At 45.6% G+C, this 14,427-nt stretch carries 14 protein-coding genes; 1 reads left to right on the top strand and 13 read right to left on the bottom strand.

What is annotated here, in order from left to right; translation table 11 throughout:
* Nucleotides 1–74: 74 nt before the first annotated feature.
* Entirely contained in the window at nt 75–1,115 is a 1,041-nt protein-coding gene (gene tdh / locus GC097_RS19415; RefSeq protein WP_171684962.1) for an L-threonine 3-dehydrogenase, read from the bottom strand.
* Nucleotides 1,116–1,258: 143 nt separating this feature from the next.
* On the opposite strand from tdh, the gene GC097_RS19410 reads away from it, so the two are divergent.
* Nucleotides 1,259–1,819 carry a helix-turn-helix domain-containing protein gene (locus GC097_RS19410; protein ID WP_171684961.1) on the top strand — a complete coding sequence of 187 codons (561 nt, stop codon included), beginning with the start codon at nt 1,259–1,261 and terminating at the stop codon, nt 1,817–1,819.
* Between the two features lie 42 nt (nt 1,820–1,861).
* Here GC097_RS19410 and GC097_RS19405 read toward each other — a convergent pair whose 3' ends face one another.
* From GC097_RS19405 to GC097_RS19350, 12 genes are all read right to left on the bottom strand, one after another.
* Nucleotides 1,862–3,124 (bottom strand): Gfo/Idh/MocA family protein, encoded by a 1,263-nt coding sequence (locus GC097_RS19405; RefSeq protein WP_171685193.1) that lies wholly within the window; start codon nt 3,122–3,124, stop codon nt 1,862–1,864.
* Between the two features lie 58 nt (nt 3,125–3,182).
* Nucleotides 3,183–4,022: a carbohydrate ABC transporter permease gene (locus GC097_RS19400; RefSeq protein ID WP_171684960.1), complete on the bottom strand. Its 840-nt coding sequence runs from the start codon at nt 4,020–4,022 to the stop codon at nt 3,183–3,185.
* 13 nt (nt 4,023–4,035) lie between these two features.
* Nucleotides 4,036–4,920 (bottom strand): carbohydrate ABC transporter permease, encoded by an 885-nt coding sequence (locus GC097_RS19395; RefSeq protein ID WP_171684959.1) that lies wholly within the window; start codon nt 4,918–4,920, stop codon nt 4,036–4,038.
* 72 nt (nt 4,921–4,992) lie between these two features.
* Entirely contained in the window at nt 4,993–6,306 is a 1,314-nt protein-coding gene (locus GC097_RS19390; RefSeq protein WP_171684958.1) for an ABC transporter substrate-binding protein, read from the bottom strand.
* 157 nt (nt 6,307–6,463) lie between these two features.
* Nucleotides 6,464–7,510 (bottom strand): LacI family DNA-binding transcriptional regulator, encoded by a 1,047-nt coding sequence (locus tag GC097_RS19385; protein WP_171684957.1) that lies wholly within the window; start codon nt 7,508–7,510, stop codon nt 6,464–6,466.
* 135 nt (nt 7,511–7,645) lie between these two features.
* Nucleotides 7,646–8,524 (bottom strand): methyltransferase domain-containing protein, encoded by an 879-nt coding sequence (locus GC097_RS19380; protein WP_171684956.1) that lies wholly within the window; start codon nt 8,522–8,524, stop codon nt 7,646–7,648.
* Between the two features lie 36 nt (nt 8,525–8,560).
* Nucleotides 8,561–9,106: a GrpB family protein gene (locus GC097_RS19375; RefSeq protein ID WP_171684955.1), complete on the bottom strand. Its 546-nt coding sequence runs from the start codon at nt 9,104–9,106 to the stop codon at nt 8,561–8,563.
* Nucleotides 9,107–9,761: 655 nt separating this feature from the next.
* Nucleotides 9,762–10,109: a hypothetical protein gene (locus GC097_RS19370; protein WP_171684954.1), complete on the bottom strand. Its 348-nt coding sequence runs from the start codon at nt 10,107–10,109 to the stop codon at nt 9,762–9,764.
* A 104-nt stretch (nt 10,110–10,213) separates the two neighbouring features.
* Nucleotides 10,214–11,089 (bottom strand): GNAT family N-acetyltransferase, encoded by an 876-nt coding sequence (locus tag GC097_RS19365; protein ID WP_171684953.1) that lies wholly within the window; start codon nt 11,087–11,089, stop codon nt 10,214–10,216.
* Nucleotides 11,090–11,114: 25 nt separating this feature from the next.
* Nucleotides 11,115–11,723 (bottom strand): TetR/AcrR family transcriptional regulator, encoded by a 609-nt coding sequence (locus tag GC097_RS19360; protein ID WP_171684952.1) that lies wholly within the window; start codon nt 11,721–11,723, stop codon nt 11,115–11,117.
* 22 nt (nt 11,724–11,745) lie between these two features.
* Complete coding sequence (locus tag GC097_RS19355; protein WP_171684951.1) at nt 11,746–12,981, bottom strand: aminopeptidase; 1,236 nt, start codon at nt 12,979–12,981, stop codon at nt 11,746–11,748.
* Between the two features lie 133 nt (nt 12,982–13,114).
* On the bottom strand, nt 13,115–14,386 hold the full coding sequence (locus GC097_RS19350; protein WP_171684950.1) for an ATP-binding protein: 1,272 nt from the start codon (nt 14,384–14,386) through the stop codon (nt 13,115–13,117).
* Nucleotides 14,387–14,427 lie beyond the last annotated feature (41 nt).

The following is a 14,427-nucleotide window of genomic DNA, read 5'->3' as shown; positions in this document are numbered from 1 at the left end:
CCTCCTCATTGTTGGTGCTTCGTAAGCATTCTCTTTAGAGTTAGTGGAACAAACTTGCTTCGTAAGTATTATTTTTAGTGAGTAAATACAATTTTACCGCATTGGCCCTCTTGCATTAAGCGGAAAGCTTCCTCATACTGATCCAGCGTGAATCTATGCGTAATTACCGAGGCAAGATCCAACCGATGCTGATTTAGCAAACCCTTCATTTGGTACCAAGTTTGGTACATTTTCCGGCCCGTGATACCTTCAACCTTCAACCCTTTAAAAATAATCTGGTTCGTTACATCCAAACTGACTTCCTTGGTCGGAATACCGAGCAAAGATACTCGGCCGGCATTGGCCGCAGCCTCAAACGCGTCCGCAATCGCCGTCGGATTTCCGGACATTTCGAGGACAACCTCAACGCCCTCTCCGTCTGTCAGTTTGCGCAGTTCTTCCGATGTACGCGTTTCCATTGCATTTATCGTAACATCCGCTCCCATTTGCATGGCCATGTTTAACCGGTTTGGATTGATGTCCACCGCATAGATCGCACCGGCGCCGCACGCTTTAGCAACTTTGATGGCCAGCATGCCAATCGGTCCAACACCGATAATAGCAACTGTTTTACCCACAATGTCTCCGGACAGAACAGTCTGCACGGCATTTCCCAGAGGATCCTGCAAACATGCAATTTCAAAAGGCAATTCAGGCGCATTATGAATAATGTTGCTCGCTTTCACAACCGCATATTCGGCAAAACAGCCGGGCGCTGTAATTCCAAAGCTTTTGGTATTCGGGCAAACATGACCATTTCCAGTCCGGCAAGCTTTGCAGCTTCCGCAAATCATATGACCTTCTGCCGATACGTGATCACCGATCTTAACCCCGCTTACACGCTCTCCGATCTCGACGACGATCCCCGCGAACTCATGCCCGAACACATTTGGGGTTAGTACCGTTTTGTCCGCCCAAGCATCCCAATTGTATATGTGCAAATCCGTTCCGCAAATGGAAGTCGCCTTAATGCGAACGAGCACTTCATCGTCACCGCAAGTGGGAACCGGAACTTCTTTTAATGTAGCACCGGGTCCCCGGTGTTCTTTAACCAACCCTATCATCGTTGCACCCATCTTATATTCCTCCTAGGACAAACATACAATATAATACACATACGTGCGTTTTACTGTCTATATATACCATAGTACACGAATGTATGTTATATTGTAAATAGGCATTTTTTACGGACATAAATTGACGAAAAGGAGTCGCAAACATGCATGAACCGATACACAAAATGGTCGGCAGAAAGCTGCTGAACATACGTAAAACAAGAGGCTTAAGCTTGGATCAGGTTGCCGAATTGACAGGTGTCAGCAAAGCGATGCTGGGGCAGATCGAGCGGGGAGATTCTAACCCTACCATCTCCGTACTTTGGAAAATCGTCAGCGGATTACAAATCTCCTTCACGAGCTTGATCGAAGATGATGAACCGAAGATTACAGTTGTTCGTGCCAAAGATCTTTCTTCCTTTGACGAAGAGGACGGACAATATCGCGCCTACCCCGTTTTCCCTTTTCATCCGCAAAAAAACTTTGAAATCTATACCGTCGAGATGGAGCAAGGCTGCACCCATGCTTCTGAGCCCCATAACGAAGGCGTGGAAGAATACATTCTGATGGTGGAAGGTACGCTGCAAATTGCCATTGCCCAGGAGAGCTACATCCTTAAAGTTGGGGATGCGATCCACTTCACAGCCGATCGGCCGCATACGTATACGAATCTGTCTGATCGGAAAGCCATTTATAAAACGCTCATTTACTATCCTTCTTCCTAAAAAAACGCAAGCAGCCACTCGCTCTGGCCGCTTGCGTTTTCTTTATACGGTTACTAGCCGTTTATAAAACTCGTCGATCGCTACCGGCTTGCCGCCATTCAAACGGGATTCTTCCGCTGCAAACGACATCAGATGGCTGCGCACGGAAACCGATGCGGAAGAGCTGCTTTCCCCGCCATTATACGTTCTGACTTCGTTTAAAAAGCTGCGCACGATGCCCGAGTCCCCACCGCTGTGCCCCTCTTCCGAGGCATGCACGCGTACGGTTGTTTGTTCATTCGTCACAAAGTCATGAACGGTGAATTCGTCCTCTTCCATGTTGCCGCGAATATCGCCTTTCGTACCCATGATCTGCAATATTCTCGTGTTATCCCGCGTAAACCCGCACATACTGAACATCGCGGTCGCACCGCTGGCAAACTCCATATTGACCACTTGGTGGTCAACGACATTGTTCTCGCTGCGATACACGCACTTCCCGTATGGCGTCGTCCGCAGCGCCTCAATGATTCCTTCATTGCTCGTATCCATCGTGAACTTTCGCGACCAGCGGCGGCCTGCGCCTAAATAATATTTGGGCGCATAATACTGGCAGGTCGATTCAGCCGGACAGCCATCCAAACAACGCGCTGGCGCGCCCTCGGGAGCATGATCCTCATTGAAATGCATGAGTGATCCGAATGAGGTGATGCGCTCACATGGTTCGCCCATGATATAGGACAAAATATCCATGTCATGGCATGATTTTGCCAAAATCATAGGCGAAGACTTCTCGGCATTGTTCCAATTCCCCCGCACAAAGCTGTGAGCCATATGCATATTACCTACATTTTCGTTCAACTGAATGTTGACGATTTGCCCGATCTTGCCTTCGTCAATTACCCGCTTCATCGCTGTCCAGAAGGCTGTGTAACGCAGGACGTGGCAAATCGTCAGCAGCCTGTTGTGCTTCTTCGCCATGAGCTCCATTTCCACGCATTCTTCCGGACTTGGCGACATCGGCTTCTCAAGCAGCACATGGTAACCAAGCTCCAGCGCTTGTAATGTGGGATGGTAATGCATTTGATCCTGCGTACAAATAATGGCGATATCCGCGATTTTCGGCTGTGCCAGCAGAAGCTCCCAGTTCTCGACCGAGCGCTCCGGTGCAATGTGATGGGCGGAAGTAAATGCAGCGCGCCGTTCTTCATCTGGCTCAGCGACTGCCACAATTTGCAGCTCGTGCGGATAATTCAGCGCATATGGCGCATAAGCCCGCGCGCCGCGATCGCCTGCGCCAAGCAGGATAGCCGTAACTTTTTGCATCAAACTCTCATCTCCTGTAACTTCTTATTGTAAGTGGAAAGCTGGTCTACGATGGAACTTAAGACTTGCTTCCAGTAAATGCAATCCCTTGAATAAAGGAACGTTGAAAAATAAAGAAAATAATAATCATCGGCAGAATAGCCATCATCGAGCCTGCCATAATGATCGTATAGTTCGTTTTATGCTCGCCCTCCAAGAAGGCGATTCCTGCGGAAAGCACCATTTTATCCGGAGAAGAGTTGACGATGAGCGGCCACATCAGATCGTTCCATGACCAAAGCATCGTGAATATAGCCAAGGCAATCATCCCTGATTTGGCCAAGGGCATCATGATTTGCCAATAAATCCGGAACTGGTTGCAGCCGTCCAGCTTTGCAGCTTCTTCCAGCTCATTAGGCAGCGTCATGAAAAATTGCCGAAGCAAGAACGTCCCGAATGCGCTGAATAAACCCGGCACGATCAAAGCCGTCAAAGAGTTCAGCCAGCCGAGATTTTTCATGATCATGTACTGCGGGATGAGGAACACTTGCCCAGGTACCATAAGGACCGAGAGCATCAGGATGAAAAAGAAGTGGCGCCCGGGAAAAGCAATCCTCGCAAACGCATACGCCGCTAACGAACAGATGATTAACTGACCAATGACCTTTACCAATGTCGTAATGAATGTATTCCAATAGAAAGTAAAGAACGGCAAGTTCACAAAAACCTTCGTATAATTGCTCCATTGAAAAGCCTTAGGCAGCAAAACCGGCGGAATGGCCGTTGACTCTCCTAACGTTTTTACCGATGTAAGGAACATCCAAATAAATGGCGTAACCATCATAATTGCACCCAGTATGAGGATTATATGAATGCCACCGATCTGAAGCGATTTCTGATTGACTGATTTCGTACTCATACACTCGCCCCCCTCATTCGTAGTGAACCCATTTCTTTTGAACTTTCATTTGAATATACGTAATCAACATAATAATCATGAACAGCAGCACAGCGATGGACGAAGCGTATCCTTTGGCATTTTTGAGGAAACCGTATTTGTAATATAAGAAAACAATCGATTGCGTAGATTCCATGACAATATCGCCAACCATCATATAAATGAAGTCAAACACTTGAAATGCGCCAATAAGCGACGTGACCATGACGAAAAAAATTGTCGGTGTCAGCAGAGGCATTGTGATCCGGGTGAATTTGGTGAAAGCACCTGCCCCGTCGATCGATGCTGCCTCGTAGTATGATTCCGAAATGCCCTGAAGTCCGGACAAAAAGATAATCATATGGCTGCCGATGGAACTCCAGATCGCGACAATAATAATGGATAGCAAGGCTGTGCGGTTGTCCGTCAACCAATGCGGTCCTGTAATGTGCAAACGGCTCAATACATAGTTGATCAAGCCAAAATCGGAATTATACAGCCACTTCCACACCATCGCAACCGCAGCTGGCATCGTAACGACAGGAAGAAAATACAAGGTTCTGTAAATCGAGAGCCCTTTGACTTTCTGATTCAGAAGTACGGCCAGTACGATGGATAAAAGGATGCCGATCGGCACCGCCGTGATAATATAGATGCTCGTATTTCGAAAAGCATAGAGAAGGTCTTTATCCGTGAAAAGCTTCTTATAGTTGGACAAGCCTGACCACGTATACTTGCCAAATGAACCCCAATCCGTAAATGAAAAATAAAAAGTTTGAAATACGGGCCAAATGTAGAAAACTAGCAAACCAAGCATTAATGGTGTGATCATGATGTACGCCCACATCCAATCGGACCGGCGCTTCGAGCTGATTCGCATGAGTACTCACGCTCCCATGAGTGTAGTAAGGAGGGAGATTCGCCTCTATGAGCGAACCTCCGTGCCGAAAGATTATTTTTCCGCTGCTAACGCTTGGTTCATTTTGGCGCCGAGCTCTTTGGCTGCATCAGCTACCGGTTTATCCCCTGTCCATGCGTTCTTCAAAATCTCTGTCTCATACGTTGTCCAAACCGATGTACTCTTAGATACCGGATAAGGTGTCGCATACGCCGCCATATCAATGAATGCTTTCGCGTGGTACTGTGGGAATGTGGCTAACCAAGCCGTCTCAGAACCTTTGAACGCCGGGATTGCACCGCCCTGTTTAGCGGCAACTTCCGCCGCTTCCTTGGAGCCAAGGAATTTAACAAATTCCCATGCTTCCTTCGGATGCTTCGTGTTCGCAGAAATGACATGTCCTAATCCGTGAATGACAACGCCTTGCTTTTTCCCTTTTGGCAGCGGAGCGACATCGGCATTGTTTTTCATATCGGCATTTTGATTAATCGAGAATGCAGCCCATGAACCGTCGAAATACATCGCGAGCTTACCGGAGGTAAACAGATCCGAAGGAGCCGTTTCCGTCATTTGTGCGAGCGTAGGCGATACTTTGTGAACTTGAATGAGATCCGTCAAAAACTTCAATCCTTCAATAGCTTCAGGCTGATCGTACCCCGACTTCTTGTGATCTTCGGAAATAATATTGCCTCCGGCTTGAAGAATCGTATTATAGTAATCCTCTTGATTCATCATCGGAGCCGCGAAACCATAGATGCCTTTACCTGGGTCTGTCAGCTTTTTCGCAACTTCTGTCAACTTGTTCCAATCCCACGTGCTGTCAGGGTAGGCAACGCCTTTTTCATCGAACAGTTTCTTGTTGTACCAGAGGCCAATCGTGTCATAATCTTTAGGAATTCCGTAGTTTTTACCGCCTAAGCTGTACAGTGAAATGAGCGAAGCCGGGTAATTATTCAGATCCAATTGGTCCTTTTTGATGTTATCGGACAAATCCTTCAGCATGCCATTCTCAGCGTACTTGATAAAGTTGGGCCCGTTCATCCACAGCACGTCAGGCATGGTTCCGCCCTGTGCCGCCGTCTCCAATTTGGTGAAATATTGCTTGTACGGCGTATTTTCTGCTTTCACTTCTATATTCGGATGACTGGCTTGAAAGGCTTTGATGACTTCCGTCATCGTGTCCAGTCCCCAACCGCCGTATGTTATCGTTACTTTCTCTCCGCTAGCGGCTGCTGTAGCTTTCGCATCGCTGGTCGGCGCACCGGATGAGGCTGGATCAGATGAATTGGAACTGCCGCAAGCACTTACAACAACCATTGAAGACATCAACATGGATAGGCAAACGATCTTTTTTGAATTCTTTACCATTTCACAATCACCCTTTTTAATTTTTTGTGAAAGCACTTTCATGTGAAACAATGCCATTCATCGAAGCTCCCGTAAAAGCGAAAGTCACCTCCTTGAAATAGTAAATTTAAATTGGTGCCAAACTCAGGATAACGTTATCCTGAGTTTCAAAAAAAATTTAGTTTCTATTAAACGTTGACGATTGCCGCACAATGATTTTATGTGGCAGCAGTACTCTAGATAACGCTAACTGCTCTCCCTTTAACATATCAAGCAAGGTTGCGGCGGCCGTCATGCCGATCTCGACTTTAGGCACATGCACCGAAGATAACGGCGGCGTTGTATACTGCGCGAAATCAATATTATCCATCGAGATAAAGGCGATGTCCTCCGGAATTCGCAAATTGCTTTCGATGATGGCACGCATAGCCGGGATTGCCAACTGATCGCTTGCCGAAAAAATAGCCGTTGGCCGCTCGATATCCGACTGCTTTAATTGTTCTTTCACGTACTCATAACTGCGGTCAATTTCCCATCGGGTGTCTATCACCCAGTCTTTGTTTATGGTTATTCCCGCATCGTACATGGCAAACTTGTAACCCTGGAATCGCTCTTCACTGTTCAGCTCTCCCGTATGTCCGGGCCCGCCGACAAATCCAATCGACCGGTGGCCTTGCGCAATAAGATGATCAACAGCGGATTTCGCTGCGTGAATACGATCGTAATCCACCATAGTAATTTCAGTCCCAATCGTACAAATGCCGATCAAGGCCAGATCTTCTACCTTTTGGAGAAACTCCAGAATTGCAGATCCCACTTCGCCTATAATGATGACGCCATCCACTTGAATCTCATGAATGCATCGATGCAGCAAAGCATCGTCTGCCAGCTCGTCGGAAGTGTGTATGAAAGCTAACGAGTAACCGGATTCCAATATCTTTTTCGTAAATGAAGTAATGATCGGTGAATAGTAGGGATGATCGTCATTCAGACGCGCCGCTTGAATAATGCAGCCGATTTGTTTGGTCTGTCTCTTCACGGCCTTCTGCTTATTCACGAGATGACGCGCCGACTCGTTTGGCGTATAGTCGAGCTGACGTACGGCCTCCCATACTTTGGCTCTCGTCTCCGGGTTAATATGCCTGCTCGTATCGTTCCTGACTACGCGCGAGGCTGTTGAAATCGAGACGCCCACTAACTCGGCGATATCTTTAAGTGTAGGCAATATTGTAACAGCTCCTTTTTATTCAAAACCCCAAACGCCAAACCAAAGCCCAAAATCCTTGCCCAAACGTTTTCCTGAATCTATTTAAATATTAATGTATGCCCTTACATTATGTCAATACAGTTACAAAAAGTTTTATCTCTTAACTGTTCCAAATGTAATTTTCATATTTGGGGCATAGGTAAGGAAAGAATCCATCTGGAATTCTTTTGAAAAGCGCAGCTCCGCCTCATATTGACTCTGCGCTTCCCTCTCTGTCAGTCCTCGGCTCATTAAGTTTCGTACAAATATATCTTCATCTCCGGGATTCCCGCCTATGCCCTCCTCTTTCAAAGAGCTGTACAGTCGTTGATTTGTTTGAGGATCCGCGTTTTGATCCAGAAAATTAACTTTATCACTTACTCTGCACGCTACGTTTTTTAAACCTAATTGACTTAAATAAACGGGGATTTTGATCCCTATATTTCCATCTTTCCCCTTGCTTTTCAAATCGTTTTCAAACAATTTTTGCAAGTTTCCAAGCGGTATCACTTGGCTTTGTTCCAGATCATGAACACTGTAATTTGACATATTAGCAATCCAGTGAGGCTCAAAACAAATGACCATTCCATCGTCCACAACACTATCCATCATCTTTTGAAGGATATTAGCCGGAGATGACATATGTAATAAAAAGGCATGACAAATGGCAATGTCATACTTCCTTTCAACGGTTATTTCCTCAATATCGCCTAAAATAAATTCAGAAGGATGAGTCTGAGTCAAAAAAACCTCCCTAGCTGTGTTTATAAGCTCTGATCCTTTATCAATCCCTGTGTACGTGGATCCCTTGGGCAAGAGCGGCAGCAATTTCAGTCCCAAATAGCCATATCCGCAGCCAAAATCAACCACGTTGACTGGCTCATTAAGTTTCCAAACCGTCTTTACGAGAAACTCCAAATAATCGTCGTTGTAATACAAGCCTCTCGTATTTCTTAAATACTCAATTTTGTTATCCCAGTAGTAATCGGTCATCGTAGTCTCCTTATTAAATTCCGATTAATAATCACTTTAATAATCGCTTGCGCCTGGTTTCCAACCTGTTTCTTGGCTCCAACGACTGGCGCTCCGCATGATTTCCCAAATCAACGGCTCTTTCGCTTCGACATACCTTTCTCTTTCGTTCCTGTACATGGCCATACATTCGTATTTGAACTCAACGTATCTCTGACACTCCTCTTGATGGCACCGCAGATAGTCCCTGAACAGTAACGGAAATAAAGACGACCAGCTCCCGTGTTCTCTTACGTGAATATGCGTCCTTTGAGAGCCTGGCTTTTCTCTAAAATATCTCTTGGTTTTGTCCCGGTTCTCAGCTTTGTGATAATAACCGATTTCTTCAAAGGAATCTTTGTATTTCTCAATTGGCTCCAATGATTCCAAACTAACTTGAATATCTATGATCGGTTTTGCATCAAGTCCTTGGATGGAAGTGGACCCGATATGGTCGATACGTAACGCAATTTCACCTAGTGCCCCACGGATTTTTTGGGCAATCGAGGCAAACTCCTCCTTCCATTCTTCTCTGTAGGCAACGACGATGATTGGTTCAGGCATGGCCCCTCCTCATGATTGATTGACGTATAGTAATATAAGTTCAATTAATCCCATAATATTCCTGCACGGTAATACATTAGGCTGGCCGACGCTGAGCAAACTTTTTCGAGCGCTAGCGAACCCCAAAAAAGAAGGCTGTCCCACAAGTAGATTCCTGATGGTTTCAAATTCGGGCTTTACTGAAAAGGTGAGGGGCTGTTGCTCAACTTTAAGTTTTTTTACAGCGCTAACTTCAACTTTTGCCCTCTCCGCCTACTTTAACGCTGAAAAACGACGTCTCATCTACCACAACCGGGGATCAAGCCCGAAGTCTCGGCTGACGAGAAGAAATAACTGGAAAATCCCCCTCTAAATGGTTCAACAGATGACCTCGTAGAGAATATAGAAGGAAAAACTCCTGCTAATTTGACCGGATTTCCTAGATTATCACGGAATCGGCGCAAATAGAGAAAGTTTTTCCAGCTAAATGGGTCTGACAAGCTTCTGCAGGCAAATTAGAGGGAACTTTTCCCACTATTTTGACCACCTAAAAAGAAAATGAGTTAAGCAGATGCAATTTGCAAGCCGCTTAACTCATTTATTCATTTGCCCTGATTATTAACTATCCCCATAGCTTAGTTAATTTCACTTATGGGACAGCCTTTCTCGTCCCTCTTCAAAACGGATGGCCGCAAGCAGAACAGAATTTCGTGTCGGCCACGACGACTTTACCGCAGACGCATTCCTTCTCGTTGCGAACTTCGATGACTTTTTGCTCCAAAACGGCGATTTCCTGTTTGACGGCCTCGATGCCATGGCTGAATCTCTCTACGATTTCCCCGGTCCGGTCTAAGCTTCCTGACACATGCGCCGCATAAACGGATTCCCCAATAAGGTGATAAAATTTCTCTATCTCTTTCTCTTTGGACGAAATCTGGGCCTTCAGCTTCGTAAGCTCGACGGTTTGCTGAGCTTTCTTCGCGGCATCGGATGCTCCTTGTTTAACTTTGTCAAAAAAAGACATGGGGTACCCCTCCATCAAATCGTTTTTCATTCTTCATAACGATTCATATGCGCCCCCGCGTCAAACTAATACTTCAGGATCCGAATGTTCCTAGGCTGCACCGTTCAAATGCGCCGCGACATGTGCAATTGCTCGACGAAAGAGGTAAATCCCCATTCCTCAAGCAGCTTGTTCAAGTCCCTGTTGGCTTGCCTCAAGTTCATCGCTAATCGCTTACAAGAGGAATCAAACGGTGCAAATACTTCACACAATGCCGCTTTAAGAATATCGCCCTCATTTTCATGGCCTGGAATCGACTCGCATTGGTAAAGAACCGTGGTTGCTAAATGTCCGTCCTCGCCATAAACGCGCTTGCAAAGCGCATAACCAACCACCTCTTCTTTCTCGGTAATGATTATGCTCTCGCCGCCTTTCATACTTGCCCATTGTGTTTGCCATGCAGACATAGGCCTGTAGAACGGTATCCCTTTGACTACTGCGGGGTGTCCTCGATGCACAGCATATCGTCCAGCGTTCTCAGACGCCTGCAAACTGGCTTCAAGTACATCGGTACGCTCTAAGCAAATGAGCTGCTCCGTAATTTCGTAACCAACCGATCGGTAGAGATGAATTGCCGCTTCATTTTGCACAAGAGCTTCCAGTAAAGCCGTTTCAACCCCCTGCTCACGATACAATTGCAGATTTCTTTCCATTAGTTGTTTTCCGAACCCTTTTCCTCTGTAGGCAGGAACAATACCTGTGCCGCCGTTCCACGCTACTTTTCTGCCTTCAATCGACCGAAATCCGTTCATCACGAAACCAATAGGCTCATCTTCTGCAAACATCACCAAAGAATGCTCTAAGGAGAGACCTTCATTCACAGCTCTGGACAAAAATTTGTCCAAATTCAGCTCACTGTTTATATAGTACCCTTCGAACCCTTTATTCCAAAGTGCCACCATATCTTCTGCTGTCAGTTCGCTCATTTTCTTGAAAATCATAGCGTTCATCCTCCAGTTCGATGGGTTAACTCAACATATAGCGGAATACCATGCTTTCCATATCGTCAATCGTGCGCCTATAATCGGCTTCTTCGCCGCTTAACATATACTGCAGAGCAAGTCCGTCCCGGATTGACCAGAATAACCGGGCTGCAGCCGCGCTATCCAAGTCAGAGCGAAATTCCCCTGTCTGCTTGCCGCCGTCCATAATGTCCTGAATGAAGACCAAGGCTTTATCCGCATACTCATTCCATCGTTCGGTCAAATGCGGCTGGCGAGCCGCATACAGCATAAACTCCAAGTGAAAAGCCATCCACCTGCGAAGCTCGTTCAGCGATTGGTTGCGGAATCGCCCGTACATATAGCGGACCTGATCGGCAGCGCTTGGCATCGTTTTGAAAAGTTCTGTCGAATTCTCCAGCATGGCATTCATTTTGTCGTCGGCCATTTGAATGTACATTTCTTCCTTACTGGCAAAATAGCTGTAAATGGCACCCTTGCTTATCCCTAAGTGCCGAACAATATCGTCGATCGTCGTAGCTTGAAAGCCTTTTTCAATAAAGCAGTGGAGCGCTCCCTCAAGAATGATTGCCTTACGTTCTTCCTTGTAGGCTTGCGAAACTTTAGGCGACATACGGCTCCTCCCTTTTCTTTTTCTATGAAATTGCCCAATCTCCGCGCCGGAATAACGGTTCTGCTTCCCCGTTCGGTAAAATACCGTCAATGTCCATGTCGGCCGACCCCATCATGAAATCGACATGCGTCAAGCTGTCATTCAATCCATGCTGCTGCAGTTCGTCTCCGCTCATCCGGGTGCCGCCTTGCAAACAAAACGGAAAAGCCCGGCCGATGGCAAAATGACAAGAAGCGTTCTCATCATACAGCGTGTTATAGAAAATAAGATTCATATCAGAGATCGGCGAGCGATGCGGTACGAGTGCAATTTCGCCCAAATAATGGGAGCCTTCGTCCAATTCAATAAGACTTTTCAGCATCTCTTCGCCTTTTTCCGCTTGAAAAGCTATGATTTTCCCATCCTTGAACGTTAAAGAAAAATTTTCAATGAGAACGCCGTTATAGCTCAGAGGCTTTGTACTTTTCACTGTTCCGTTTACGCCGTCTCTTAATGGGGACGTGAAAACTTCCTCCGTCGGAATATTCGCAATAAAGCTGTTGCCCTGTTCGTTGCTGCTGCCGGCAGATACCCAGATATGGTCCTTTGGCAGACTGATCGTAATGTCCGTCCCTTCCGTACGGTAATGAAGCGCCTTATACTGCTTCTGATTCAGTAGGGCGGATTTCGTCTCCAACGCATGGGCGTGTGTTTTCCAATTCAGAATCGGATCCTCGGTGTCCACTCGGGTAGCTTTGAAGATCGCGTTCCATAAAGCATCGACGCGTTCTTCTTCCGGCAGCGATGGAAACACTTTATTCGCCCAGGCAAGTGAAGGAACTGCGACGATCGACCAGCTGACCTTGTTCGTTAATCTGGATGACGTTAAACCCATTAGTGCGGCATTGTTTGTTTTGCTGGCTGTCTGAATGCGATGGGGATCAATACCGTTCATAAGATCAGGATTATTCGCCACGACATATAGAAAAGCAGCATTCTGGTTGGCTAATTCTTCGTATCCTTTAGCCTGCCACATCGGGTATTCAAGCAAGGCTTCAAATGGCGCCATCTCATATTTTAACCGCGTAATTTCACTATCAGACCAATCTACATATACATGCTTTGCGCCTGCCTCATAGGCTCGTTTAACTAGTAGGCGTACAAAATCCACCGATACAAGAGGTGCGAAAATGACTAATGTTTGTCCCGGCTGTACATGAACTCCTAATTGTATGGCCAAAGAAGCATATTTGTCTAAATTGTCTAGGTGTGCAGTCATAGTAATCCTCCTCAAATATCATCAATTCCAAATAAAAGACTGACTAGTCGTTTTTATTATCATTCGAATTGGCGACAATTGTCAAGAGGATTTTCAACGTATAGGAGCCATTCAAAACAAATAAAGAGCTGCTTTACAGCAAGCTCTTGGTCGTATTCCGTACGTCAGAATCATAGCAATCCCCACGAACGGCCGGAAATGAGATTTCAAATTCGGTCCCCTTGCCTTTTTCGCTCGTTATATGTATTTTACCTTTCATTGCTCTAATTAAACTGAACGAGACCATAGTACCGAGGCCGGTGCCTTTCTGTTTGGTCGAAAAATACGGAGTTCCCAACCTGCTGATTTGTTCCTTCGTCATTCCAATGCCGTTATCACGCATCGTGATGATCCGTTTATTCGCTTGTTCAGTCAGTATGATTTCTAATACCCCTCCGTTCTTCGGCATGGCCTCAATGGCGTTTTTTCCGAGATTGATCAACGATTGCCGAAGTTTATTGCGATCTCCCTGAATACATATTTGCTCATCGGGCAACGAAACTTCCATTTTGACATCATGATAGTTCGCGATCGTTAACAAGACTTGAGAAACATACTGCACTTCATCCTTCAGATTGATAAGTTCATCTTTTTCCGGTTCAGGCTTGGCAATCGCTAAATAATCACTAATGATTAATTGCGCCCGGTCTAATTCTTCCAGTGATATTTGTTGGTAAAATTGGATTTTCGTTTGATCTAAATGAGGGATCGCCATTAATTGAATAAATCCTCTCACGGCCGTAAGCGGATTTCTAATTTCATGAGCGACCGAAGCGGCCATTTCGCTTACAATCTTGATTTTCTCCCCCTGAATAGCTTCTTCTTGCATATGAATATAGGTTTGGAGAAACTCAATGAGATAGATATATACCGCTATTACGATGCTTTGCAGAATGTAAGTTTTCAATGTGGCGAAGAGGTTGGTTGCAAAGAGCTCCAAATTATTCAGACAGCTAAAGTAAATTAGAAAAGTAACGAGTTTAATAGCTATGCATCCAAGAACGGCAGCTAATATTTTTTGAGCTAAATTCAAATCACGGTACTTTCTAAGGAGAATGGCAACAAAAAGAATCGTCGGGAGAAAAGAGATGATGTAGATGAAATAGTGCGGCCCTCCGAGAAAAAACCGGACGACAATAAGTGCTGCATACAGAAACATAGCCACATAGATCCCGCCATAAAGCGAACCGACCAACAATGGAATGGAACGAAAATCATAAACCAATCCATTAAAACTGACCGGAATCGACATGGTAAATCCAATGGCTGCTGAAAATAACAAGCAAAGCCATAGCCGAAACTTCGTGCTATGACTTTGTGATTTATACAAATATGGATAGATAACAAGAGGCGAAAAAATTAACATGACATTTAATATAAAATCCTCAATGAAATTAATCATCGGTA

It is taken from the genome of Paenibacillus planticolens (genome assembly GCF_013141725.1).
GTDB lineage: Bacteria > Bacillota > Bacilli > Paenibacillales > NBRC-103111 > Paenibacillus_E > Paenibacillus_E planticolens.
This window is presented reverse-complemented; position numbering and strand designations above follow the sequence as displayed.

Excerpts from the sequence above, each read along its gene's own strand:
- GC097_RS19405 (WP_171685193.1), bottom strand. The coding sequence starts at position 3,124 with ATGCAAAAAGTTACGGCTATCCTGCTTGGCGCAGGCGATCGCGGCGCG.
- GC097_RS19350 (WP_171684950.1), bottom strand. The coding sequence starts at position 14,386 with ATGTTAATTTTTTCGCCTCTTGTTATCTATCCATATTTGTATAAATCA.
- GC097_RS19370 (WP_171684954.1), bottom strand. The coding sequence starts at position 10,109 with ATGTCTTTTTTTGACAAAGTTAAACAAGGAGCATCCGATGCCGCGAAG.
- GC097_RS19365 (WP_171684953.1), bottom strand. The coding sequence starts at position 11,089 with ATGATTTTCAAGAAAATGAGCGAACTGACAGCAGAAGATATGGTGGCA.
- GC097_RS19395 (WP_171684959.1), bottom strand. The coding sequence starts at position 4,920 with ATGCGAATCAGCTCGAAGCGCCGGTCCGATTGGATGTGGGCGTACATC.
- GC097_RS19400 (WP_171684960.1), bottom strand. The coding sequence starts at position 4,022 with ATGAGTACGAAATCAGTCAATCAGAAATCGCTTCAGATCGGTGGCATT.
- tdh (WP_171684962.1), bottom strand. The coding sequence starts at position 1,115 with ATGGGTGCAACGATGATAGGGTTGGTTAAAGAACACCGGGGACCCGGT.
- GC097_RS19410 (WP_171684961.1), top strand. The coding sequence starts at position 1,259 with ATGCATGAACCGATACACAAAATGGTCGGCAGAAAGCTGCTGAACATA.
- GC097_RS19355 (WP_171684951.1), bottom strand. The coding sequence starts at position 12,981 with ATGACTGCACACCTAGACAATTTAGACAAATATGCTTCTTTGGCCATA.
- GC097_RS19390 (WP_171684958.1), bottom strand. The coding sequence starts at position 6,306 with ATGGTAAAGAATTCAAAAAAGATCGTTTGCCTATCCATGTTGATGTCT.
- GC097_RS19375 (WP_171684955.1), bottom strand. The coding sequence starts at position 9,106 with ATGCCTGAACCAATCATCGTCGTTGCCTACAGAGAAGAATGGAAGGAG.
- GC097_RS19360 (WP_171684952.1), bottom strand. The coding sequence starts at position 11,723 with ATGTCGCCTAAAGTTTCGCAAGCCTACAAGGAAGAACGTAAGGCAATC.
- GC097_RS19380 (WP_171684956.1), bottom strand. The coding sequence starts at position 8,524 with ATGACCGATTACTACTGGGATAACAAAATTGAGTATTTAAGAAATACG.